Here is a 23,283-nt window from a genome sequence, read left to right on the forward strand (position 1 = left end):
CAATGCAAAAGCACGCGATGCGCGCAAAGAGTTCGCAAATGCAACTTGACACCCCAGATAGTCGCTCATCCGTCTTGGCGCTGCGCGCCAATCCACCTTCTCCCACAAGGGGAGAAGGGAGAAGGGGCGGCGCCGAGATCGGCAATTGGCTGCGGACGAGGTCATGTCACGCGCCCTCGACGACCGAAAAGCCCTCGAACTGCGGATGGCCGAGATAGTGCACCTTGGTGGAGCCGGCGTTGCGGTGCGCGGCGCGGAAATTCTCGGATTTGGTCCAGGCGACGAAATCCTCATGGCTCGCCCACACGGTGTGCGAGGCGAACAGCGTGTAGCCTTCGGCCTCGTTGAGCGGACCGCGCAGCAGGTGAAATTGCTTGAAACCCTTCATTTCGGACAGGCTGGAATCACGGTTCTTCCAGACGTCCTCGAAAGCGGCTTCCGAGCCATTCTGGACCTTGAAGCGGTTCATGGCGATGTACATTGGCTGTCCTTTCGGGATTGGTGAATTGTGACGGTTGATGGTGGCCGAAACGAATGAGGCGCAGGCTGTTAAAATGGACCGATCCGCGCTTTAAACACCCAGCTTGACTTGCCGGTTTCGCTTGGAATGGGAGGGAACGGTGCCTGTTTGCGCACCAGTGTCAAAGCGAATTGATCAAGCTCCGCAGAGCCTGAGCTTTCGGCAAGCTGTATGTCGCTGATGCTGCCGTCGGCCATGACAACGAAAACGACCCTGGCGTTGTTGCGAGCGCTCGCCTGTATCGCTTTCGAAACATGACGGTTGGCGCGGGCAAGCTTCTTCTGGACTTCACCGCTGTAGCCGGATTCGATCGCATTGCCTGCCGCTGCCTGCTCCTTGCCCTTGCTGGCAGCCACCGCGGCGCGCTCCTCGCCATCCGCGGCGCCGCGGGCCTCGTTGGTTTCGCCGGCTCCGACAGGACCTGGTGTAGCGCTCGGCCTTGGCGTCGGGATCGGCGGCTGTCCGACATCGGCAGGAGGCGCCTCGGCGGTTTCGGCCGGGGCAGCCGGCTCTGCCGGCGTTTCGATCTTCGGAGCCACGCGCTGCTCGTCCAGCTGCGGGCTGTCGGCCATCATGTCTGGCGCGGCAGTGGGTTGCTCGACAATCTGCGGCAAGGGTGCGGGCGGCTGCGTGGCCATTTCCCTGATCGGCCGGTCCCCGGTGGGCCGGTCGGCAGGCGGCTCTGGCTTGATCTGGGGCTTGACCTCAGGCTTGGCTGGCCGCGGGTCGGGCACCAGGGTGACGTTCATCGCGCCCGGCACCTTACCATTCAAGGCGCTGCCGACCACGTCGGCGCCGGTTCGATCGGCGCCTTCCATCTCGATTGCGTCCCCGGCATCAAACGTGCCTGCAGGTGCGATGAGAAAAGCGGCCGCCACCGCCGCATGAAACAGGCAGGAGGCGACGATTGCCGCCGTCCAATTGCGGCTCATCGCTGACGGTCGGGCAGGCGCAAGCGGTCCGGTCGGCGCAAGCGCCAGTTCGCCATCGGCGTCGGGGAGGGGACTGATGTTCTGCATGGCTCGCGGCGAGACCTGCCGCAACCGGCGCGGACTTGTCAAATCAACATCATTTGCCCTAGCGGCAACAGGCAGCGGACCACACCACTATGTTTCGAGCGAATGCGGGCTCCAGCCCCACTGTCTTCTCACTGCCTTCTCAGACCCCGAAGGCGATGCCGGTCTTGGTCTCGGTCTTCAGTCCGCGCATGCAAGCGTCCGGCTTGATGCCGGTGCCGGCGCATTCGGTCGAGCTGTTGATCAGCACGCGGCTGACCTTGGCGCAGTCGGCGCCGGCAAGATCGAAACGCGTCACCTTGGTCTTGCCCGCCGGCAGGTCCTTGAAGTCGAGCACCGTCAGCCGGTCGACGACGCCGGCCTCGTTGAACAGCGCGATCTCGAACGCCGCTTTCGAGAGGTCGGCGCCGAGCGTGTTGTTGACCACGAAGGTCAGACGGCAGCCTTTTTCGGAGGCCTGCGCGCCATTGAGCTCAAGCGTGAGAGCAGGGGCCGGCGCAGACTGTTGCGCCCACGCCGGACCCATCGCAAGCGGCATGGCCAGCACCGAGGTCAGCAGGCGAAGCGATGCCGTCAAGCTTGTCATTGTCGTCAGCCTCCAAATCGCATTGTCGCCGCCAGCTTGAGCGTGACACCAGGCTCGTAAACTACAACAGTGGCCGATGCATTCAACGGGTTGGTGTATTTGACGTCGAACAAATTGTCGGCGCGGAAGTCGACCTTGAGATTGTCGGTCGCCTGGTAGCTGGCGAAGGCGTTGACCAGCGTGTAGTCCTTGGCCACCGGATTGCCCTTCGGCTTGCCATTATACTGCACCTCGCCGCCGACGGTCAGCTTGTCCTCCAGAAAGCGGAAGCCGAGTTGCCCGGTGACCTGCGAAGAGGGGACGGTGACGAGGTCTGCCCGCTCGCCGTCGTAGGAAATAGTGTGGCCATCGATGATCGACGTGGAAAGCCCGGCGAAACCCCAGCCGGCGTCATAGACGCCTTCCATTTCAAAGCCGCGGATCCTGGCTTCTGCAAAGTTCTGGTCTGGAAGCAGATCGGGATGCCGGGGCCGAACGGGCAGCCGCTGGTCGGGTCGAATGCCGACGGGGTGACGCCTTCGATGTAGTCGTCGACATCGTTGTCGAAGTAGGCCGCCTTGAAACGAAACGCGTCGCCGGCTTCGAAGATGTCGTCGCGCTTGTAGTTGACACCGAATTCGACGGTCTTGCCAGTTTCAGGCTTCAGATCGGGAATGGGGAGGAAGGGAAAGCTGACGCCTGCCGGATGATTGCCGCTGATGAGGGTTTCCGACAGCGAGGAGAGCGATATCCCTCGGCATAGGTGCCGTAGAATTGCAGTCCCGCAAGGCTGGCGGTTTCGAACGGCGAGACGCCGACGGTGATGCGCGGCGACCTGCATTTTCGATGTGTCCGGCTTCTTAAATCTTGACTCGGTTAGTCCGGTATTGCACTGACTAGTAAACATGATTATTCAAGTCAAGAAATGAATCGGCATTTCACGCAAGCGCCGCGCCAGCGACCAGGCGCGGCCCGGCCCAGGAAAGGGATCGAAACCAGATGAACACGCACAATCCCAATGACTTTCGCGATCGCGTCCGCCGTTCCGACGACAATTCGGCTCGTTTCGATCGGGTCCCATTGACGGTGAGGACCCTGTCCAGCAACTCGCTGTTCCAGGGCGAGCACGAGATCGGTATCGAGCATCACGGAGCGCTCTACCGGCTAAAAATCACCCGCCAGGGCAAGCTCATCCTCAACAAGTAGGTAATAAAAATATGGACCAGCGCGTAAAGCCCGCGCCGCACGAGATCCGGCGGGCGCGGGCAGACAATCCGAAGACGCGCGAGCGCGATCTCGCCGCCCAGCTTGGCATTTCGGAGGCCGAGCTGGTCGCCGCGCATTGCGGCGACGGCGCCCTCCGCGTCGAGCCGCGCGTCAATGATCTTTTGACCGGCCTCGAGGCCGTCGGCGAGGTCATGGCGCTGACGCGCAATGAAAGCGCTGTGCACGAGAAGATCGGCGTCTACGACAAGGTCGTGACCGGCAACCACAATGCCATGGTGCTTGGTGAGAACATCGACCTGCGCATCTTCCCGAAAGCCTGGGCGCACGGCTTTGCCGTCGAAAAGCGCGACGGCGGCGATATCAGGCGCAGCCTGCAGTTCTTCGATGCGGCAGGCGAGGCGGTGCACAAGGTGCATCTGCGGCCGGCGTCCAACCTCTATGCCTATCAGAAGCTGGTGGCCGAGCTGGAATCGCCGAACCAGGAGTCGAGCGTCGCGATTTCAGAAGGCGGGCCTGAAAGCGAGGCCGAGACTTCCGCCGCTTCCGCTGACGTCGACGATCTGCGCGACCGCTGGAGCCGGCTGACCGACGTGCATCAGTTCTTCGGCATGCTGAAGACGCTGAAGCTCGACCGCCGCCAGGCGATGCGCATGGTCGGCCAGGATTACGCCTGGCTGCTCGACAACGATGCCATCAGCGCCATGTTGCATCATGGCGCCGAGGGCGAGATGCCGATCATGTGCTTTGTCGGCAATCGCGGCTGCATCCAGATCCATTCGGGCCCGATCACCTCGATCAAGCCGATGGGGCCGTGGATCAACGTGCTGGACGAGACGTTCCACCTGCATCTGCGGACCGACCACATCCAGGAGGTCTGGGCCGTGCGCAAGCCGACCAAGGATGGCCATGTCACGTCTGTCGAAGCCTATGGCGCCGACGGCAAGATGATCATCCAGTTCTTCGGCAAGCGCCACGAAGGCGAAAGCGAACGCGAGGACTGGCGGTTTCTGGCAGAGAATCTGCCGCGCATTCCAAGCCCGACCGCAGCCTGAGGACAATAACAATGGCTCCTTTGCTTGAACGGGCGCGTGTTTTTAGAATGGCGCTTGGGGCCACGATGTGCCTTTCGTTGGCCTTTGCGCTGTCGGCCCCCGCCGCCGAAGGGACGGAGGTTTTTGCGGACCCGTCGAAGATAGCGGCCATTGGCGGTTCGATCACCGAGATCGTCTTTGCGCTCGGCGAGCCGGACCGGCTGGTCGCTCGCGATTCGACCAGCAATTATCCCGAGGCGGCGCTCAAGCTGCCTGACGTCGGCTACATGCGCCAGCTGTCGCCGGAAGGTGTGCTGTCGGTCAATCCGTCGGGCATCCTGGCCCTGCACGGCAGAGGGTCGAAGGAAACCGTCGACGTGCTGAAGAAGACGAGCATCCCGTTCATCGAGGTGCCCGAGCGCTACGACCACGACGGCATTGTCGAAAAGATCCGCATCGTCGGGAAGGCGCTTGGCGCCGACGCGGTCGACGGCTTCTCCGGCTACAAGCAATTGTCCGACGAGGCTGTCATCACCGCCAGGCCGGACGTGATCCTGATGATGAACAATGCCGGTCCCGGCGTATCGGACGACGAATTGTTCGCGAACCCGTCCATATTGTCGACACGGGCGGGTGCGGTGCGCCAGTTGGTCAGCATGGATCGCGGCTATCTGCTCGGCTTCGGGCCGCGCACCGCCGACGTCATCCGCGACCTTGCCGCCTCGCTTTATGGCGGGCAGGCCGCGGACTGAGCGGGCGCCCAATGGTGGATCAATCGATCGCTGGTGCGGGCACTATGGCGGCAGCATCCGACGGTGACCGTTCGGGGCGCGCGCAACGCCATCCTGGCTTTGTGCCTCGGACTTGCCGTTGCCGTCCTGTTGTCGCTGACATCAGGCGCATCCGATGCCTCGGCCGTCAGCGTCGTTGGCGACTGGCTGTTGGGTGCCGCACCCGGCAATGAGGCGCTGACGGCAAACCGCGCTATCTCTTCCTCGACGAGCCGGTTTCCAGCCTCGACATCAAGCACCAATTGATCATCATGAACATCGCCCGCGATTTCGCCAGAAGGGGCGGCGGCGTTGTCGCGATCCTGCACGACCTCAATTTGACGGCGATGTTTGCCGACCGGATCTTCGTCATGCACCGCGGCAGGCTCGCCGCCACCGGCTCACCGCAGGACGTGCTCAGCGACGATCTGATCGAAAAAGTGTTCGATTGCCGGCTGCGGGTCGGCGTGCTGCCGGCCGGTGACATGCCGTTCGTCCTGCCGCAGTCGGCGGCGTAAGTTCCCCTTCTTCCTTCTCCCCTTGTGGGAGAAGGTGGATTGGCGCGCAGCGCCAAGACGGTTGAGGGGTGTTGGACGGAGTGAGATTTTTGCCAAGCTGGAACACCCCTCATCCGACCGAGCTTTCGCTCGGCCACCTTCTCCCACAAGGGAGAAGGAGAGCTGGCAGCGCAAGCGCCAAAACTCACGCGGCCGGCGCCCTTTGCACCAGCATGTCGATGCCGAGCAGGTGGCGCACATTCGGGCGCGCTGCCACCATGTCGGCGATGGTATAGCGCTCGAGCACGGCGAAGAAGGCGTTGAGCGCCTCGCGCAACGCCGAATTCAGGGCGCAGCTGTCGACCAGCGGACATTCGGCGGCGTCGTTTTCGAAGCATTCGGCCATGGCGAAGCTCTCTTCGGTCACGCGCACGACGTCGAACAATGTGATCGATTCGGCCGGGCGGCCGAGCCTGACGCCGCCGTTCCTGCCGCGCACCGTCTCGACCAGACCATGCTCGACCAAAGGCTGCAGGATCTTGAAGAGAAAAAGCTCGGACACCGAGTAGGCGGCAGCGATCTCCGGGATGCGGCTCAGCCGGTCGTTATTCGCAGCGCAATACATCAGAATGCGCATGGCGTAGTTGGTCTGGCGTGTCAGCCGCATTTTATCCTCACGAAGCAGTAGCTCAGGCCTAATATGGCCTATACCTTGGAATAATTCCAGACTGGCAGCGCATAATAGCTGAGTATCTTTATCAGGTTGTGTGGGCGGTCGTGCGAACCATGACCCTGATATGGCGCGCATTCGGGGGGCGGATCACTAAGTTAACTCCGCGACATCGACCAGGAGCAGTTCATCCATGTCACAACCATCACCGGCTTTGGCATCCGCCCGGTTCGATGCCGACGCGGAGGCCAAGCTTTCGGCGCTTCGGCGCACCAAGTTCGTCGCCACCGCAGCGCTCGCGCTCTGCGTCCTCATCTTTGCGGTGGCCAAGTCGTTCGAGGGCTACTACCCGTGGCTGGGTTTCGTCGCTGCTTTCGCCGAGGCGGCAACGATCGGCGGGCTGGCCGACTGGTATGCGGTGGTGGCGCTGTTCAGACGGCCGCTCGGCCTGCCGATCCCGCACACCGCGATCATCCCGGAGAACCAGAACCGCATCGCCGACAATCTCGGCCGCTTCATCGAGGTCAATTTTCTGGCGCCCGAGCCGGTGCGCGAAAAGCTTGCCGAGGTCGACTTTTCCGCGCTCGTCGCCGACTGGCTGGCCGACCCCAACCGCGCCGCCGATCTGTCGCATTTCGTCGGCCGGCTGGTGCCGCAGACACTGGCGGCGGTCGAGCAATCCGGCCTGCGCGGCTTCGTCAGCAGCCGCATGCTGGAGCAGATCGAAAAGGTGCCGCTGGCCCCGCTCGCCGCCGAGTTGCTGTCGGCGGTGACCGACGACCGCCGCCACCAACGACTGTTCGACGAATTCACCAGGGTCGTCGGCCGCTTCCTGAGCGATGAGCAGGCGCTGGCGACGATGCGCGAGAAGATCCGCGAGGAACTGCCGTCGCTGTTCAACCTGTTTCGCGCCGACGCCTATCTCTTGAAGAAGATCGTCGCCTCAGCCGGTTCGCTGCTCGACGAAGTGAGGGCCGATCCCGATCACCCGATGCGCGCCGAGTTCGACCGTTTCGTCCTGAGCTTCGTCGAGCGGCTGAGGACGTCAAAACAATACGCCAGGCGCGCCGAGAAACTGAAGCGCGATTTCCTCGCCCGGCCGGAGCTGAAGGCGCTGGCCGGCGACATGTGGGAAAGCCTCAGTGTGTTCATCGAGCAGGACGCCAAGGCACCGAATTCGATGATCCGCGCCCATCTCGCCAACATGTTCGTCGAGGTCGGCCGCCATCTTGCTGGCGACCCGCAGATCAGGGCCGACATGAACCAGGGGTTTATCGTTGCGCTGTCGTCCTTCGTCGAAAGCCAGAAGAGCGGCGTCTCGAAATTCATCGCCGATCAGGTCAAGCGCTGGGACCTTGCCCAGCTTACCAGGCTGATCGAAATGAACATCGGCAGGGACCTGCAATATATCCGCTTTAACGGCATGATCATCGGCGGCCTGGCCGGCGTCGTGCTCCATACGGTGGAACGGCTGTTCCTCGTCGGCTGAGGCGCGACATGTTGCGCGGCCGAATGGACCGTGGGGCTCCAGTGCCCTATTGTTCTCTTCAGCTGCCGCATTCGCAGCAACAGGGGAGACGCCACCATGGCAAAGCGACCGGAATCCGACACCTTCATCGACATGTTCGGCAGGTTCGGCCGCGACCTGAAGCTGCCGAACGTCGATGTCGAGGCGATCCTCAGCCATCATCGCAAGAACCTCGAAGCACTGGAAAAGTCGGCCAGGGCAAGTGCTGCCGGAGCGTCGTCGCTGCTCCACCGACAACGCGAGATGCTGCAGGACACGCTGCACGAGATCGCCGACATGGCGCAGGACTACAGGGCTCCGGGCGATCCTCGGGAGCTGATGGCCAAGCAAGCGGCGTTCGCCAGGAAATCCTTCGAAACCGCATTGAAGAATGCCGGCGAGGTGGCGGAGATGGCCAGGAAGTCCGGCACCGAATCGGTCGAGATCCTGCGCGAGCGCATCAAGGAGGCGATGGAGGAAATCCGCAGCGGCTACGACAAGAAGTAGGCTGTTCCCGAGCAGCTGGACTTTTCTCCCGTCATCCCGGCTGGCGAAGCCTTGGTGTTGGTCCCGCCAAGCGCACAAAGTTCCTCTTGCCCGATAATCTTGTTGCCAGTGCTGGAAGCCGGCACTGGACCCGCCACTGGCGCGATCCGGCCGAGGATATCGCAGCGGAACACACTGACCGAATTGACAGAGGCGGCCGGTTCGTGGTCCGGAGGCAGGGCAAGCGATCGGGAAAGCAGGAATGACGCAAATACGGCTGAGGCCGCCGCCGACCTACGAACAGCTCAGGACGATGACAGGGCAGGAGCTTGGCGTGTCGGACTGGACGACGGTCGACCAGAGCCGCATCGACCAGTTCGCCGAATGCACCGGCGACCGCCAGTGGATCCATGTCGATCCAGAGCGGGCGAAGCGGCAGAGCCCGTTCCGCGCCACCATCGCGCATGGCTATCTGACGCTGTCGATCATCGGCGCGCTGGCGCTCGACATGGGCATCGTGCCGGAAAACACGCAAGCCGTCTTCAACTATGGTTTTGACAAGGTGCGGTTCCTGGCGCCGGTCAGGGCCGGCGCCCGCATCAGGCTGCGCATCACGCTGTTGTCGATGGAGGACAAGGGCCCCGGCCAGTATCTGATGAAGGCGGCCAACATCGTCGAGATCGAAGGTGAGAAGAAGCCGGCGCTGACCGCCGAAACGCTGGTCATGCTCTATGAGCGGCGGCGCAGGCGGGTAGTGCCGTGAGGGCGAAGCGCAGGCCTGGCATTTCCGTGACAACGAAAATCAACGCGACATCGCCTCTTCGAGCGTCCTGAAAATTCTCTCGTCCGCCGACTGCGCGACGTTGAAGCGCAGGAAACGGCTGGCGGTTTGAGACAGGCTGAACGCATTGCCGGGCGCCAGCACGACATTGGCCGACAAGGCGCGGCGGGCTATATCAGCTGCATCGACGCCTTCCGGCAGTCTGCACCACAAGAACATGCCGGTCGGCTGGTCGATCCACGGCACGATGCCGATCGCCTTCAGGCGGGTGCTTGTCTCAGCCATGGCGCGGGAAAGCCGCGTGCGCAGCAAATCGACGTGCTTGCGATAGCTGCCGTCCTTCAGCAGCGTCAGCACCAGTTCGCAGGCAAGCCGTCCGCTGCCGAAGGACGTGGCGATCTTGAGATCGGTCAGCCCTTCCATCCAGTCGCGCGGAGCCGCGATGAAGCCGCAGCGCACCGACGCCGAAAGCGTCTTGGAGAAGCTGCCGATTTGGACGACGCGACCAAGACCGTCGAACGCCGCCAGCCTGGGTGCGGGCGTGTGCTCGAAGTCGGCAAAGATATCGTCTTCGATGATCGTCAGATCCGATTGGTCGGCGAGCTTGAGCAATCGGTGGGCGACGACCGGCGACAGAATTGCACCCGTTGGATTGTGAAGCGCGGAATTTGTGATGTAGAGGCGCGGCCGGTGCTCGATCAGCGCCTGCGCAAACAGCTCGATATCCGGTCCCGACGGCGTGTAGGGAACGCCGACCACCTTGGCCCGGTGAGCGCGCAGCAGGGCATGGAAGTTGAAGTAGCAGGGATCGTCCACCAGCACCGTGTCGCCCGGCTCGAGCAGGAACCGGCACAGGAGGTCGATGGCCTGGGTGCCTGATTCCGTCAGCATGATCTGGTCGGGAGACGCCTCGATGCCATGCTCTGCCATGCGCCGTGCAAGCAGATGACGCAGCGGCGGCAGCCCGAGCGGGGTGCCGTAGTCGGTCAGCGTGACATCATCGCTGCGTGCCATTGTCCGCAGCGCCCGGCGCAACCCAGCCTCCGGCATCCACGCGGCCGGCAGCCAGCCGCAGCCGGGTTTGAGCACGCCGTCGCCGGCCTCCAGCGACTGGCGTGAAACCCAGAGCGGATCGACGGCACGGTCAAGCCTTGGGCCGATCTCGGCCAGCGACAAGGGAGCCAGCGGTCCGGCGGCATAAAAACCCGAGCCCGGACGCGAGCGGATGATGCCTTCGGCGGCAAGACGCTCATAGGCTTCGACCACTGTGGATTTCGAAACCTGCATGGTTTTCGCAAAAGCCCGGATCGAAGGCAGTCGGGTTCCCGGTGTCAGGCTGCGCGCGGCGATCCTGTGCCTGATCGTCGCCATGACGCTTTCGACAAGCGTCCCGCTGCCCTCACTTGCCGTCGTCTGCTCGTCCATCCGTACTGCTCGATCTTCCATGACAGTTTTATCGAACTGTACCTCATTGTCTCTGGTGGCGCCATATGTCCGGCCCGATAGAGGGCGAGAATGATCGGAGCGTGCGATGGACAAGACGGCGGGCGGCTGGATCAACGGATTCGTAGGCGTCCTGATTTTCAGCGGATCGCTTCCGGCAACGCGCGTCGCGGTGATGGATTTCGATCCGGCGTTCCTAACCGTCGCCCGTGCTGCCACGGCAGGCATTCTCGGCCTCGCGCTCCTGCTCATTTTTCGCCAGAAGCGCCCGGAGCGGCGCGATCTGCTGTCGCTGGCCATCGTGGCGCTCGGCGTCGTGGTCGGCTTTCCGCTGCTGACCGCGCTGGCGCTCAAGCACATCACCTCGGCCCATTCCATCATCTTCGTCGGCCTGTTGCCGCTGGCGACCGCAATCTTCGGCGTCATTCGCGGCGGCGATCGCCCCAAACCGGCTTTCTGGCTGTTTTCATGCCTTGGCAGCGCCCTTGTTGCCGGTTTTGCGGTGACGCAAGGTGTGACGGCCGCGCCGCTTGGCGATATGCTGATGCTGGCCGCAATTATCCTGTGCGGACTGGGCTATGCGGAAGGCGCCACGCTGTCCCGCAAACTCGGCGGCTGGCAGGTGATCTCATGGGCGCTGGTGTTGTCGCTGCCGGTCATGCTGGCCCTGACGCTCATCACCATGCCGCCGTCGCTCGCAACCGTCGGCAAGGCCGCCTGGATCGGCCTGGCCTATGTCTCGCTGTTCAGCATGCTGATCGGTTTTGTGTTCTGGTATCGCGGGCTGGCGCAACGCGGCATCGCTGCGATCGGGCAGTTGCAGCTTCTCCAGCCTTTCTTCGGCCTTGGGCTGGCAGCAATGCTGCTGCACGAGCCGGTCAGCCCCGCCATGATCGCCGTCACGGCTGCCGTCGTGCTTTGCGTGGTCGGTGCGAAGAAATATGCGCGGTAGCCGGCGCGTGGCTTGCCTTCTCCCCTTGTGGGAGAAGGTGGATTGGCGCGCAGCGCCAAGACGGAAGAGGGGTGCTGGACGGAGTACTGTCGGTGCCAAGCTGGAGCACCCCTCATCCGACCTCGCTTCGCGAGGCCACCTTCTCCCACAAGGGGGAGAAGGGAGAGCGCCGCATAGCTAGAACTTCGTCACCACGCCGATGCCGATGCCTTCGAAGCCGCCCATCGCCATCAAGGCTGCCGGCGCCTCTTCGAGGCTGATCCGCTTGCCGACCAGCAGTTCGGGCTTCAGCTTGCCGGTGCGGATCATCTCCATCATCGCCTGGTAGCGGTAGGCCTGCATGCCGTGGCTGCCGCGGATTTCGAGCTCGAAGGCGATCACCTTGTCCATCGGGATCTGCGGCCTGGCGTGGTCGCCGAGCATCAGGCCGACCTGCACATGGCGGCCGCGCCGGCGCAGGTTGGCGATCGAGTTGAACGAGGTGGTGGGGTGGCCGAGCGCGTCCATCGACATGTGTGCGCCGCCATTGGTGATCTGCTTGACCGCCTTGACCACGTTCGGCGTCTTGGCGGCGTTGATCGTCGCCACCGCACCGATTTTTTTGGCGAAGTCCAGCTTCTCGTCGGTCAGGTCGATGGCAATCACGTTGGCGCCCATGGCGCTGGCGATCATGATCGCCGACAGGCCGACGCCGCCGCAGCCATGCACGGCCACCCATTCGCCTGGTGTCACCCGGCCCTGGTCGACAATGGCGCGGAACGAGGTGACGAAGCGGCAGCCGAGGCTCGCGGCGGTGGCGAATTCCATCTCGTCCGGCAATCGGACCAGATTGGTATCGGCACGGTCGATGGCGACATATTCGGCGAACGAGCCCCAGCCGGTGAAGCCGGGCTGGGTCTGGTGTTCGCAGACCTGATGGTTGCCCGAGCTGCATTCGAAGCAACGGCCGCAGCCGACGGCGAACGGCACGGTGACGCGCTCGCCGGTCTTCCAGCGTGTCACCTGGCTACCTGCGGCCACCACGACGCCGGCAAGCTCGTGACCCGGCACATGCGGCAGACGGATGCCGTCGTCGTGGCCCATCCAACCATGCCAGTCGCTGCGGCAGAGCCCGGTCGCCTCGACCTTGATAACAACGCCACCCAGTGCCGGCTCCGGATCGGCAACAGTCTGGATCGTCGGCACCTCGCCGAATTTTTCGAAGACAACGGCTTTCATCGGCAATTCCTCACGATTGTATAGCGCTGCTACTCGGCATCGATCTGGTTCTCGGGTGCGGCCCTTTGGAAGGCCGGCAGCGCCATGCAGGCGGCGTGGATGCGGCCGATTGTCGGATAGGGCGTCAGGTCGACGCCGAAACGGGCGTTGCTGGTGACCTGTGCGACCAGGCAGATGTCGGCCAGCCCCGGCGTTTCGCCATGGCAGAATGTCTTTGTTTCGGGGGAGGAAGACAGAATCTTTTCAAGCGGCTGAAAACCTTCGTTCACCCAGTGCCGGAACCAGTTGGCGACGTCTTCGTCGCCGGCGCCGAACAGCGTGCGCAGCGAGGTCAGTACGCGCAGATTGTTCACCGGATGGATGTCGCAGGCGATCATCTGCGCCAGCATCCTGACGCGGGCCCGACCAAGCGCGTCCTGCGGCAAAAGCGGCGGTTCGGGCCTGGTCTCGTCGAGAAATTCGATGATCGCAAGCGACTGGGTCAGCAGCGTGCCGCCCCCCAGGATCAGCGCCGGCACCAGTCCTTGCGGATTGACCGAGAGATAGGCGGGCTCCAGATGCTCGCCGTGGCGCAGGTGATGCGGCACATATTGGTAGGTCAGGCCCTTCATCTCCAGCGCGATCCGCACCCGGTAGGAGGTGGAGGAGCGGTAGTAGTTATGAAGGACGAGGTCGCTCATTGCGGTACATTCGGCCGATTTGGACGACCGGGCAAGGCATGGTGGTCCGGAAATTGCCATCTCCGCCCTTCGGCCAGGGATGGCGATGTACTATTTGCCAATAATCTGGCCATGGTCACTGGGCTATTCTATCCTGCCTGAAATGAAACGAAACGCCATGACCGCAGTCAACGATCGCGCCCGGTTTCTGATCATCGACGACCACCCGCTGTTTCGCGAGGCGCTGCACAGCGCTGTGCAAATGGCCTATCCGGATGTCGATACTGTCGAGGCGCGTTCGATCACCGAGGCATTTGAGCTTCTGGCGGATGCGAAGCCATTCGATCTCGCGCTGCTCGACCTCAGCATGCCAGACGTGCATGGCTTCGATGGGCTGCTGCAGCTTCGGACCCGCTATCCGCGCCTGCCGGTGGTCATCGTTTCGGGGCATGAGGAGCCCAAGATCATTTCCGAGGCGCTGTCCTACGGCGCGGCCGGCTTCATCCCGAAATCGGCGCGCAAGAGCGATCTGGCCGCCGCCATCCGCTCGGTGATGGACGGTGCGATCTACGTGCCCGAAACCTACGAAGGCCAGCCGCCCGACGCTGACAGCACCGATCGCGCCGAGATGGTGCAGCGCCTTGCCAAACTGACGCCGCAGCAATTGCGGGTGCTGCAGATGCTGCGCCAGGGCTTGCTCAACAAGCAGATCGCCTACGAGCTGCAGGTCGGCGAAACCACCGTCAAGGCGCATGTTTCCGAGATCCTGCGCAAGCTCAATGTCTACAGCCGGACGCAAGCCGTCATCGAGGTTTCGAAGCTCGACAGTGCCGAGCTGTTTCGCGGCCAGGCGGGGTTTTAGCCGCACCCGTCAGGATGAGTAAACTTTCACTGAGAACTCACCGTTTTCCGTCCAGAGCCGCAAAGGGCCTGATAGATCGCGCGTCTCCGGAGAAGATAGAGTAAACAAAAGATGGATTCGAATATATTCCTTTGATCTAGATGAAATTGTACAATCGCAGCTAAAACTGTCGGCGGTTTGCAAATTTGTCAGAATACCGGGAAAACTGTTTGCGCTTTTCATAAAGTGTACGGGGTGGTCATTCATTTGAACATCTATTGTTTTCATCGGAAAGCGTCCTGAATATCGACGAAGTTGGTCATACGGACAGGATCGCGCCGAATACGCTGACAGTGCACGATTTCTCGTCGCTCGCGGTCGGGAGAGCGATCAAGCCAGCAAATGCGCCAGCAGGGCGCGCAGCTGTGCCGGTTTCAGCGGCTTGCGCATCAGCTCGATGCCGGCCGCGCGGGCGGCTTTGGCGACGGTCTCCGAACCGTCGGCGGTGACGATCAGCGCCGGCACGGCGCGGCCGAGATAATCGCGGACCTCGGCGATGGTCGCGGTGCCGAGGTCGCCGCCGTCGAGATGCTGGTCGGCGATGACGATGTCCGGCACCCAGTCCGTATCGCCGAGCATCTCGAGCGCAGCATCGGTCGAGGTGGCTGGGCGCACCAGGCATTGCCAGCGCTCGAGCAGCGACGTCATCGCCTGCAGCACCTCGACGTCGTTCTCGACCAGCAGCACCTTTGTGCCGAACAGACCGTAGCCGCGCGGCCGCTCCATGTCGGCGCTGCTGGCAATGGCATCGACGCTGGCGCCGATCCCGACCGGAACGTCGATGTGGAAAATCGTGCCGTGTCCGACTTTCGACGAGAACGTCACGGGATGGCCGAGTGCGGCGGCGATGCGGCGCACGATGGCCAGGCCCAGTCCCAGCCCGCCGCCGGCAAGCCCGGCATCGGTCGGGATCGTGCCGCGGCGAAATTCCTCGAACACCGCCTCGCGCTGGTCGTCGGGGATACCGCAGCCGGTATCGGCGACATCGATGCGGATCGTGTCGCCGCGATGCCTGGTGCCAACCAGCACGCCGCCGGAGCGGGTGTAGCGCAGCGCGTTGGAAAGGATGTTCTGCAGGATGCGGCGCAGCAAGGTGCGGTCCGAACGCACGACGGCGTTGACCGGCCGGAATTTTAGCGTCAGGCCCTTCAATTCGGCGACCGGCAGGAAATCCGAGCGCAGCGACGAAAACAGCATCTCCAGGCTGACGTCGCCGATATCGGGCTGCACGACGCCGGCGTCGAGCTTGGAAATGTCGAGCAGGGTGCGGAGCAGATCCTCCATCGTCTCCAGCGACCGCTCGACCTGCCGGACCAGTTTTTTGCCTTCGTCGCTGGTCTGCACTTCGGCCAACGCCGAGACGGAGAGATGCGCGGCGTTCAGCGGTTGCAACACGTCGTGGCTGGCGGCTGCCAGGAACCTTGTCTTGGACAGGTTCGCCAGTTCGGCGTTTTCCTTGGCCGCGCTCAAATCGATGTTGGATTGTTCCAATCTACGTAGTGTCGAGTGCAGTTCCTCGGTTCGCGTACGCACTCGATTCTCGAGCGAAATCGCGGTCTGGAACAGCGAGAACGCGTTGCCTTGCTGATCCATCGAGCGCTCGACGCGGCTGACAAGGGCTGCGTTGATCTTCTTCAGCTTCTCCAGGTCGTTGATGTTCCTGAGCGGCATAAAACCTCCTACTCCGCCGCCTGCCGCTCTCCGAAGGCGATGCCGGTGAACGTCTGGTTCAGATGCATCGACCGGTACTGCTCGCCATAGGTGCCGAAGCCGATGACGTTGTTGACCTTGTAGAGTTCCGAAATCTCCCGGAAGACCTGGCGGTTGCGCGCATCGAGCCTGCGCAGCACGCAGTCAAAGGCGAGGATCATGTCGATGCCGCCAAGCCTTTCCTCGACGTCCCTAAAGGCGGCACGCGTAGATTCAACCATGTTCTTGGGTCGGGCGATGGACAGGACGACGCCATCGTCGATGGCACAGAAGAACGACAGCGAGCCGTCCGCATGCATCTTCTGGATCGAGCGGCAGTAAAATTCGCCGCCGACTTTCACCACCACCGGGTGCGAAGCGAAACTCAGCGGCGTCAGCATCTGCGGGATGACGCCGACCGAGGCGGCATATTCCTCGGCGGCATTGGTGGCGTTGAATTCGCGCACGGTGCGGTGATCGGGATCGGACGCGGTCACCACCAGCTTCTCGTCGGTGGGGACGAAATTGTCGGTCTTGAACACGTGGAAAGGAATTTCCGTGGTGATCAGCACGATGATGGCGCAGTCGCAGGCAACCTTGCCGTTCGAGATCAGCCGCGTCGTCTCGAATTTCAAGTCATCGCCGGCCGACCCGCCGATCAGTGGAATATCGTCGAGCCCCCAATGGATGGCGGAGGTGACCGCTTCTTCGGCATAGGACAGCCCGTCGATGAGGCAGAGCGCGAAAGTGGTGTCGGCTCGCTCGTGTCCGACGCGCCCGCGTAACGAACGCCTCAGCGCCTCGACTTCGCCGGTGATCCCGTCCATGCCCGATGAGGACAGATTTTCGACCATGGCGCTGGCTGCCGAAAAAGATGCGGAGGGAAGCAGCATGGCCATGACCTGGCCGTCCTCCAGGCCCTTGGGCGTAATCTCGCCGGCCGTCGAGCAGCCGGCATAGCGGAGCGCCGGCGCGTGGTTGTTCAACGCTTCCGAAAGGGCGACGGCCTCAAGCAGGCTTTGCGAGAAAAACAGCAGGGCAAACCCAGCGTCGATGGCCGCGGATTCCACTGCCACCGCCCGGGCGAACGCATCCGCGTCGGGTTCGTCGGTGGTGAGAACCGATAGGCCGCATGCATAGCGCGTCCGTGAACTGGCCAGCGGCTTCCTCCTCCATTTCCTCCGACGCTCTTTTTGTGCGCGGCTCTTTTTTTGTGCTCCTGGCGCGCCGGCGTCGAAGTCATTGTTGTCTTCAAGTGCTACTTTGGCAATGAGCTAACATGACGGAATTGAATTTTCTGCTGTTTTTGACGGCATCGGCGCTGAGAAACTTCGGATCCAAAACCACGGCGGAAGGGAGTGATCCATGGACGCCCAAGTCAGGAAGCTATTCGAACGGTACGAGCGGCTTTTCCGGCAATCCCTCGCCGGTGATGTCGACATGGACGAGGTGACATCGGTCTATGCTTCCGCCTTCATTGCAGCGTCGCCTGCCGGCATCATGGTCGGGAAGAACGACGACCAGCTCAAGCAGGCTATGGAACAAGGCTATGCTCGCTATCGAGCAATCGGCACCAAGGAGATGCGAATACGCAATGTTCGCATTTCGCCGATTGACCAGCATCATTGCATTGCCCATATCGCCTGGACGTCGATCTTTGCGCGCAAAGGCCAAACTGAGGTCACGATCGATTTCGACGTCCACTACCTCGTGCAGAAGCTGGGTGGGGAGCCCAAGATATTCGGCTGGGTGTCAGGCGACGAGCAGGAGGTTCTCAGAAAACACGGCATCGGCTGAAATCGGCCTGGCCAGCACCATCCCCGCTGATGGCCGCAAGGCGGCATAGCACGGCGACCATGGTTTCGCTTCGCTCCGCCGTTTGCCTGTCTTTGCGTGACCGAAAGTACAATAGGCGGATTTTCGGCCGAACTGCAATCTCGGCATTCCGCGGCACTATTTCCCGTGCGTTATGCGGTATAAGAATAGTGGACAGATGGAGGGCTCGGGCACCACCGACGCCAAAAACGACCAAGGTAGCACCCAGGGAGGTTTCATGTCGGAGATATCATTGACGGTGAACGGAAAGCGGGTCAGCGGCACTGCCGAAGGCCGGACGCTTCTGGTTCATTTCTTGAGGGAGAATCTCGGCCTGACCGGGACGCATGTCGGCTGCGACACCTCGCAATGCGGCGCCTGTGTGATCCATGTCGACGGCAAGGCGGTAAAATCCTGCACGATGCTTGCGGTGCAAGCCTCCGGGTCAAGCGTCGTGACGATCGAAGGTCTGGCGGACGGCGCCGACCTGCATCCGATGCAGGCGGCGTTCAAGGAGCATCACGGGCTGCAATGCGGTTTCTGCACGCCGGGCATGATCATGGCGGCGACCGACATGGTCAACCGCCATCCCGAAGGCCTCGACGAGGCCACGGTGCGGGCCGAGCTCGAAGGCAATATCTGCCGCTGCACCGGCTACCACAACATCGTGAAGGCGATCCTCGCCGCATCGGAGACGATGTCTTCGAAGGGGGCGAGGGGGAAAGCGAAGCAGGCTGCGTGAGGGGGAATAGTGAATAGTGAATAGTGAATAGTGCGATCTGGGCTGACCTTCTCGACGCTTCAACTATTCACCATTCACCACTTCACCATTCACTTCAGCAATTCGGGAGGAATTTCTGCGATGGGCATTGAAGGTGTTGGCGCTCGTGTAGCGCGCAAGGAAGACAAGCGGTTCATTACCGGCGCCGGGCGCTATGTCGACGACATGGTGGTTCCCGGCATGAAGCATGCGGCTTTCGTGCGCAGCCCGCATGCGCATGCGCAGATCAAGAACATCGACGTTACGAAAGCGCAGTCCATGCCGGGCGTCATCGGCGTGCTGACCGGCAAGGAGCTCAAGGCCGACGGCATCGGCAATCTCATCTGCGGCTGGATGATCCATTCCAAGGACGGCTCGCCGATGAAGATGGGGGCGTGGTCGCCGCTGGCCTTCGACAGGGTCCGTTATGTCGGCGACGCGGTGGTCGTCGTGGTTGCCGAGACCAAGGGGCAGGCGCGCGACGCGGCCGAAGCGGTCGACATCAGCTACGAGGAACTGAAGGCCGTCGTCGATGCTCCGAAGGCGCTTGAAAGGAGTGCGCCACAGATCCATCCGGAAGCCGACGGCAATCTGATTTTCGACTGGGAGCTCGGCGACAGCGCGGCTACCAACGCGGCAATCAAGGCGGCTGCCCACATCACCCGCATGAAGATCGTCAACAACCGGCTGGTGCCTAATGCCATGGAGCCGCGCGCAGCGCTTGGCCACTATGACAAGGCCGAGGACCACTATACCTGCTGGACGACCTCCCAGAACCCGCATCTCGCGCGCCTGGTGATGAGCGCCTTCTACAATGTCGCGCCGGAAAACAAGCTGCGCGTGATCGCGCCGGATGTCGGCGGCGGGTTCGGTTCGAAGATATACATCTATCCGGAAGAAATCATCTGCCTGTGGGCCTCGAAGAAGACCGGCGTGCCGGTCAAATGGGTCGCCGACCGCACCGAGAGCTTTCTCACCGACGCCCATGGCCGCGACCATGTCTCGACGGTCGAAATGGCCTTCGACAAGGACAACAGGATCACCGGGCTGAAGGTCGACACCATCGCCAATCTCGGCGCCTACATGTCGCTGTTCTCCTCCTGTGTGCCGACCTATCTCTACGCGACGCTGTTGTCGGGCCAGTACGACATTCCGGCGATCCACGCCAATGTGCGCGCCGTCTACACCAACACCGCGCCGGTCGACGCCTATCGCGGGGCAGGGCGGCCGGAGGCCACCTATCTGCTCGAACGCACCATGGAGACCGCCGCACGCGAGTTGGGCGTGTCGCCGGCGGAACTTCGCCGAAAGAACTTCATCACGGCGTTTCCGCACCAGACACCGGTCATCATGAACTACGATGCCGGCGATTATGCCGCTTCGCTGGACGCGGCGATGGCCGCTGCCGATTATGCCGGTTTTGCCCAGCGCAAGGCCGACGCCGCCAACAGAGGCAAGCTGCGCGGCATCGGCATGAGCTGCTACATCGAGGCCTGCGGACTGGCGCCGTCGGCGGCGGTCGGCAGTCTTGGAGCGGGTGTCGGCCTTTGGGAAAGTGCCGAGGTGCGCGTCAACGCCGCCGGAACGATCGAGGTGCTGACCGGCTCGCACAGCCACGGCCAGGGCCATGAGACAACCTTCGCGCAACTGGTCAACCAGCGCTTCGGCGTGCCGATCGACAGCGTCTCGATCGTCCATGGCGATACCGACAAGGTGCAGATGGGCATGGGCACCTACGGCTCGCGCTCGGGGGCCGTCGGCATGTCGGCCGTTGTCAAGGCGCTCGACAAGGTCGAGGCCAAGGCCAAGAAGATCGCTGCCCATCTGCTCGAGGCCGACGAGGGCGACATCGTCATCGAAAACGGCGCCTTGAAGGTCGCCGGCACCGACAAGCAAGTGCCGTGGTTCCAGATGGCGCTTGCTGCCTACACCGCCCACAACCTGCCTGGCGGCATGGAGCCGGGGCTGAAGGAGACCTCGTTCTACGATCCGTCGAACTTCACGTTCCCGGCCGGCTGCTATGTCTGCGAGGTCGAGATCGATCCCGAGACTGGCGTGACCGAGGTCGTCCAGTTCGTCGCGGCCGACGATTTCGGCAACATCATCAACCCGATGATCGTCGAAGGCCAGGTGCATGGCGGCGTCGCCCAGGGAATTGGCCAGGCCTTGCTGGAGGGCACCCGCTACGATGCCAGCGGGCAGCTCTTGACGGCGAGTTATATGGACTACACCATGCCGCGCGCCGACGACCTGCCGTCGTTCAAGGTCTCGACCTCGAACACGCCGTGCCCGGGCAATCCGCTCGGCATCAAGGGCTGCGGCGAGGCCGGCGCCATCGGCTCACCGCCGGCGGTGATCAATGCCATCACCGACGCCATCGGCATCACCGATATCGCCATGCCGGCATCGCCGTCCACGGTCTGGGCAGCGATCCGGGCCACGAAACACTGATAAGCAAATAGCGAATAGGGAGTAGCGAATAGGGAACAAAGAGCGTGCGAAGGGATAGGCCCTATTCGCTACTCACTACTCCCTATTCGCTCCTTTCCCCCGAAGGGAGAAAGACAAATGTACCCAGTCAACTATCACCGCGCCGCCTCGGTCGCCGATGCCGTCAAGCTGCTCGAGACCGGCGATGCGAAGCTTTTGTCGGGCGGGATGACGCTGATCCCCGCTATGAAGACGCGGCTTGCCGCACCGTCCGATCTGGTCGATCTTTCGCGCATCGAGGAATTGAAAGGCATCGAGGTGGCGGGGTCGACCATCACCATCCGTGCCGCCACCACGCATCACGATGTCGCCAGCGACGAGAAGCTGAAGAAGGTGTGTCCGGCGCTCGCCCATATGGCGTCCCGGATCGGCGATCCGGCGGTGCGCTACAAGGGCACAATCGGCGGCTCGATCGCCAACAACGACCCCGCCGCCGATTATCCGGCGGCACTTCTGGCCCTCGACGCCACCATCGTCACCAACAAGCGCGAGATCGCCGCCGACGCATTCTTCACAGGGCTGTTCGAGACGGCGCTGGAGGACGGCGAGATCGTCACCGCGGTGACCTTCACCGCGCCGGCCAAGGCGGCCTATGAAAAGTTCCGCAATCCGGCATCGCGCTATGCGATCGTCGGTGTGTTCGTGGCCAACGGCGCGGACGGAGTCCGCGTTGCCGTCACCGGGGCCGGCGACAGCGGCGTCTTTCGCTCGAAGGAAATCGAGGCGGCGCTTGCCACGAATTTCGACGCCGTTGCCCTCAACGGAGTGAAAGTGCCGGCGAATGATTTGATGAGCGACATCCATGCCTCGGCCGATTACCGGGCCAATCTGGTCGTGGTGATGGCCAAGCGCGCGGTGGCTGCCGCCAACGCCAACGCCTGAAGGAGGGGAGTAGGGCAGTATGGGAGTAGGGCAGTAGGGCACTATGGCAGTATGTTGACGGTGCTCGCCGGCCCAGCCAATTTCCCCTACTCCCCTACTCCCCTACTCCCCTACTCCCCTAACTGCCTGGTATAGTAGCGCACCGCCTTCTTGCCGCCGTGGATCAGCGCGTCGCCGACTTCGGCAAAGCCGAGTGCTGCGTGAAAGGCATCCGACGCCGGGTTGGGCGGTTCGGCATTCACCTCGCAGGTGACGATGGTCTGGCCGGCACGCAATGCATTGTCGAACAGATCCTCATAGAGCCGCCGGGCATAGCCGCGGCCACGCGCTTCTCCCGCAACGACGACGCGGTCGACATAGACGAAGCGCGGATAAGGCTCGCGGAACCACAGGAAGTTCGGGCTGTCGTAGCGGGCATCCTGGTCGAAGCTCATGATGAAGGCTTCGAGCGCGCCGAGGCGGCGCGCATAGAACGCTTCGCCGACCAGGAAGGACAGGCGTTCCGGCTCAAGCCACGACAGCTCGGTCGCGTGCTCGTTGTTGAGGGCGAGGACGGCGGGCTCGTCCTGCGGCGAGACTTTTTCGATCGGCAACCGTGCTTGCGTCAAATGTTTGCTTCCTTCGCGATCATGCTCTCGCCGCCGCAATCGTCGCCGCCACCAGCGCCGCGTCGGTCACCGTGTTGCGGTACTCGCGGTCGAGGTCGGTGCCGCCCATCCCGACCCGGGGATTGTGATAGCGCATGGCGCTCGGGACGTCCTTGAGTGCGGCGAAATGCATTTCGCTCAGTCCGGTTCTTTCCCGCACCCCGGCGATGTTGTTTGGATCGAGCCCGCCGCAGCCGAGGATGACGATGCGCTTCCCCGCCTGCCGGATGAGTTCCGCCAACAGGGCCACGCCCTCCAAAGCGGTGTCGCGCTGGCCGCTGGTCAGCACGCGGCCGACCTTGCTGCGGATCAGCGCTTCCAGCGCTTCGGCCGGATCGCGTGTCATGTCGAAGGCACGGTGGCAGGTGACGTTCAAAGGCCCTGCCGCCTGCACCAATTCGCTCATCCGCTTTTCGTCGATGGTACCGTCGGCATTCAGGCAGCCGACGACGACACCGGCCACGCCAAGCTCGCGCAGCGCGCGCACATCGGCGAGCATCGAACGGTACTCGGCGTCACTGTAGAGAAAATCGCCGCCGCGCGGCCGCACGATGACGTGGAATGGGATCGTCGCCAGTTCGAGGGCTGCGCGCACCATGCCAAAACTCGGTGTGATGCCGCCCTCGACGAGGCTGGCGCAGAGCTCGACCCGGTCGGCGCTGGCGGCTTGCGCGGCGAGCAGGCCATCTATGCCTTCGACGCAGATTTCGATCAGCGGCAGGCGAGGGCGTTCGGTGTCGGTCACAGGGCGATCCGT

Annotated in this window: 24 protein-coding genes and 2 pseudogenes; 14 read left to right on the forward strand and 12 right to left on the reverse strand. The window is 62.8% G+C overall.

The features are described from left to right. Window positions 1-166: 166 nt before the first annotated feature. The 4 genes and pseudogenes from hmuQ to AC0L16_RS31640 all read right to left on the reverse strand — a co-directional run. Window positions 167-481, reverse strand: a complete 315-nt coding sequence (hmuQ, locus tag AC0L16_RS31625) for a heme-degrading protein HmuQ (protein WP_473625441.1) — start codon at window positions 479-481, stop codon at window positions 167-169. A gap of 68 nt (window positions 482-549) precedes the next feature. Then, window positions 550-1,539 (reverse strand): energy transducer TonB family protein, encoded by a 990-nt coding sequence (locus AC0L16_RS31630; RefSeq protein WP_473625442.1) that lies wholly within the window; start codon window positions 1,537-1,539, stop codon window positions 550-552. 139 nt (window positions 1,540-1,678) lie between these two features. Beyond that, the gene (locus tag AC0L16_RS31635) at window positions 1,679-2,122 is read right to left on the reverse strand and encodes a hypothetical protein (protein ID WP_236376692.1); all 444 of its coding nucleotides are present in this window, start codon (window positions 2,120-2,122) and stop codon (window positions 1,679-1,681) included. Between the two features lie 5 nt (window positions 2,123-2,127). Next, a pseudogene (locus AC0L16_RS31640) lies at window positions 2,128-2,935 on the reverse strand (TonB-dependent receptor domain-containing protein); the annotation flags it as partial. Window positions 2,936-3,100: 165 nt separating this feature from the next. Here AC0L16_RS31640 and hemP point away from each other — a divergent pair. The 5 genes and pseudogenes from hemP to AC0L16_RS31665 all read left to right on the forward strand — a co-directional run. Further along, window positions 3,101-3,307, forward strand: a complete 207-nt coding sequence (gene hemP / locus AC0L16_RS31645; protein WP_473527643.1) for a hemin uptake protein HemP — start codon at window positions 3,101-3,103, stop codon at window positions 3,305-3,307. A gap of 11 nt (window positions 3,308-3,318) precedes the next feature. Then, window positions 3,319-4,380, forward strand: a complete 1,062-nt coding sequence (locus AC0L16_RS31650; protein ID WP_473625444.1) for a hemin-degrading factor — start codon at window positions 3,319-3,321, stop codon at window positions 4,378-4,380. 11 nt (window positions 4,381-4,391) lie between these two features. After that, window positions 4,392-5,111: a heme/hemin ABC transporter substrate-binding protein gene (locus AC0L16_RS31655; protein ID WP_473625446.1), complete on the forward strand. Its 720-nt coding sequence runs from the start codon at window positions 4,392-4,394 to the stop codon at window positions 5,109-5,111. A gap of 63 nt (window positions 5,112-5,174) precedes the next feature. Next, the gene (locus AC0L16_RS31660) at window positions 5,175-5,396 is read left to right on the forward strand and encodes a hypothetical protein (RefSeq protein ID WP_473625447.1); all 222 of its coding nucleotides are present in this window, start codon (window positions 5,175-5,177) and stop codon (window positions 5,394-5,396) included. After that, window positions 5,330-5,647, forward strand: a pseudogene (locus AC0L16_RS31665) (ATP-binding cassette domain-containing protein); the annotation flags it as partial. The gene AC0L16_RS31660 and the pseudogene AC0L16_RS31665, both read left to right, overlap by 67 nt. Before the next feature lie 184 nt (window positions 5,648-5,831). Here AC0L16_RS31665 and rirA read toward each other — a convergent pair. Beyond that, entirely contained in the window at window positions 5,832-6,293 is a 462-nt protein-coding gene (rirA, locus tag AC0L16_RS31670) for an iron-responsive transcriptional regulator RirA (protein ID WP_473625449.1), read from the reverse strand. Window positions 6,294-6,489: 196 nt separating this feature from the next. On the opposite strand from rirA, the gene AC0L16_RS31675 reads away from it, so the two are divergent. From AC0L16_RS31675 to AC0L16_RS31685, 3 genes are all read left to right on the forward strand, one after another. Next, window positions 6,490-7,785, forward strand: a complete 1,296-nt coding sequence (locus tag AC0L16_RS31675) for a DUF445 domain-containing protein (RefSeq protein WP_473625450.1) — start codon at window positions 6,490-6,492, stop codon at window positions 7,783-7,785. A 96-nt stretch (window positions 7,786-7,881) separates the two neighbouring features. Further along, window positions 7,882-8,310 carry a phasin family protein gene (locus AC0L16_RS31680; protein ID WP_473625451.1) on the forward strand — a complete coding sequence of 143 codons (429 nt, stop codon included), beginning with the start codon at window positions 7,882-7,884 and terminating at the stop codon, window positions 8,308-8,310. A 241-nt stretch (window positions 8,311-8,551) separates the two neighbouring features. After that, entirely contained in the window at window positions 8,552-9,052 is a 501-nt protein-coding gene (locus tag AC0L16_RS31685) for a MaoC family dehydratase (RefSeq protein WP_473625453.1), read from the forward strand. A 39-nt stretch (window positions 9,053-9,091) separates the two neighbouring features. On the opposite strand, the gene AC0L16_RS31690 is transcribed toward AC0L16_RS31685, so the two are convergent. Continuing rightward, window positions 9,092-10,516, reverse strand: coding sequence for an aminotransferase-like domain-containing protein (locus AC0L16_RS31690; protein ID WP_473625454.1), 1,425 nt, complete (start codon window positions 10,514-10,516; stop codon window positions 9,092-9,094). A gap of 85 nt (window positions 10,517-10,601) precedes the next feature. Here AC0L16_RS31690 and AC0L16_RS31695 point away from each other — a divergent pair, with 85 nt between their 5' ends. Continuing rightward, on the forward strand, window positions 10,602-11,465 hold the full coding sequence (locus AC0L16_RS31695; protein ID WP_473625456.1) for a DMT family transporter: 864 nt from the start codon (window positions 10,602-10,604) through the stop codon (window positions 11,463-11,465). A gap of 177 nt (window positions 11,466-11,642) precedes the next feature. Here AC0L16_RS31695 and AC0L16_RS31700 read toward each other — a convergent pair whose 3' ends face one another. Together AC0L16_RS31700 and maiA are read right to left on the reverse strand one after the other, a co-directional pair. After that, window positions 11,643-12,683, reverse strand: a complete 1,041-nt coding sequence (locus AC0L16_RS31700; protein ID WP_473625457.1) for a zinc-dependent alcohol dehydrogenase family protein — start codon at window positions 12,681-12,683, stop codon at window positions 11,643-11,645. 29 nt (window positions 12,684-12,712) lie between these two features. Then, window positions 12,713-13,363: a maleylacetoacetate isomerase gene (gene maiA / locus AC0L16_RS31705; protein WP_473625458.1), complete on the reverse strand. Its 651-nt coding sequence runs from the start codon at window positions 13,361-13,363 to the stop codon at window positions 12,713-12,715. A gap of 157 nt (window positions 13,364-13,520) precedes the next feature. Here maiA and AC0L16_RS31710 point away from each other — a divergent pair, with 157 nt between their 5' ends. Beyond that, entirely contained in the window at window positions 13,521-14,204 is a 684-nt protein-coding gene (locus AC0L16_RS31710; RefSeq protein ID WP_095521992.1) for a response regulator, read from the forward strand. Between the two features lie 369 nt (window positions 14,205-14,573). Here the strand turns inward: AC0L16_RS31710 and AC0L16_RS31715 are convergent, their stop codons facing one another. Further along, on the reverse strand, window positions 14,574-15,914 hold the full coding sequence (locus AC0L16_RS31715) for an ATP-binding response regulator (protein ID WP_473625460.1): 1,341 nt from the start codon (window positions 15,912-15,914) through the stop codon (window positions 14,574-14,576). 8 nt (window positions 15,915-15,922) lie between these two features. After that, a complete protein-coding gene (locus tag AC0L16_RS31720) occupies window positions 15,923-17,092 on the reverse strand; it encodes an FIST N-terminal domain-containing protein (RefSeq protein ID WP_473625481.1) in 1,170 nt (389 codons plus the stop codon). A 205-nt stretch (window positions 17,093-17,297) separates the two neighbouring features. Between AC0L16_RS31720 and AC0L16_RS31725 the strand changes: the two genes are divergently transcribed. The 4 genes from AC0L16_RS31725 to AC0L16_RS31740 all read left to right on the forward strand — a co-directional run bounded on the left by AC0L16_RS31725 (window position 17,298) and on the right by AC0L16_RS31740 (window position 21,879). After that, window positions 17,298-17,729: a nuclear transport factor 2 family protein gene (locus tag AC0L16_RS31725; RefSeq protein WP_473625461.1), complete on the forward strand. Its 432-nt coding sequence runs from the start codon at window positions 17,298-17,300 to the stop codon at window positions 17,727-17,729. Window positions 17,730-17,985: 256 nt separating this feature from the next. Next, the gene (locus AC0L16_RS31730) at window positions 17,986-18,489 is read left to right on the forward strand and encodes a (2Fe-2S)-binding protein (protein WP_473625463.1); all 504 of its coding nucleotides are present in this window, start codon (window positions 17,986-17,988) and stop codon (window positions 18,487-18,489) included. 120 nt (window positions 18,490-18,609) lie between these two features. Then, a complete protein-coding gene (locus AC0L16_RS31735; protein WP_473625464.1) occupies window positions 18,610-20,958 on the forward strand; it encodes a xanthine dehydrogenase family protein molybdopterin-binding subunit in 2,349 nt (782 codons plus the stop codon). Between the two features lie 117 nt (window positions 20,959-21,075). After that, window positions 21,076-21,879: an FAD binding domain-containing protein gene (locus AC0L16_RS31740; protein WP_473625466.1), complete on the forward strand. Its 804-nt coding sequence runs from the start codon at window positions 21,076-21,078 to the stop codon at window positions 21,877-21,879. Between the two features lie 110 nt (window positions 21,880-21,989). Here the strand turns inward: AC0L16_RS31740 and AC0L16_RS31745 are convergent, their stop codons facing one another. Next, window positions 21,990-22,487 carry a GNAT family N-acetyltransferase gene (locus tag AC0L16_RS31745; protein ID WP_473625467.1) on the reverse strand — a complete coding sequence of 166 codons (498 nt, stop codon included), beginning with the start codon at window positions 22,485-22,487 and terminating at the stop codon, window positions 21,990-21,992. Between the two features lie 19 nt (window positions 22,488-22,506). After that, window positions 22,507-23,271, reverse strand: coding sequence for a copper homeostasis protein CutC (locus AC0L16_RS31750; protein ID WP_473625469.1), 765 nt, complete (start codon window positions 23,269-23,271; stop codon window positions 22,507-22,509). Window positions 23,272-23,283: the final 12 nt, after the last annotated feature.

The sequence above is a fragment of the Mesorhizobium sp. WSM4848 genome (assembly GCF_055811375.1).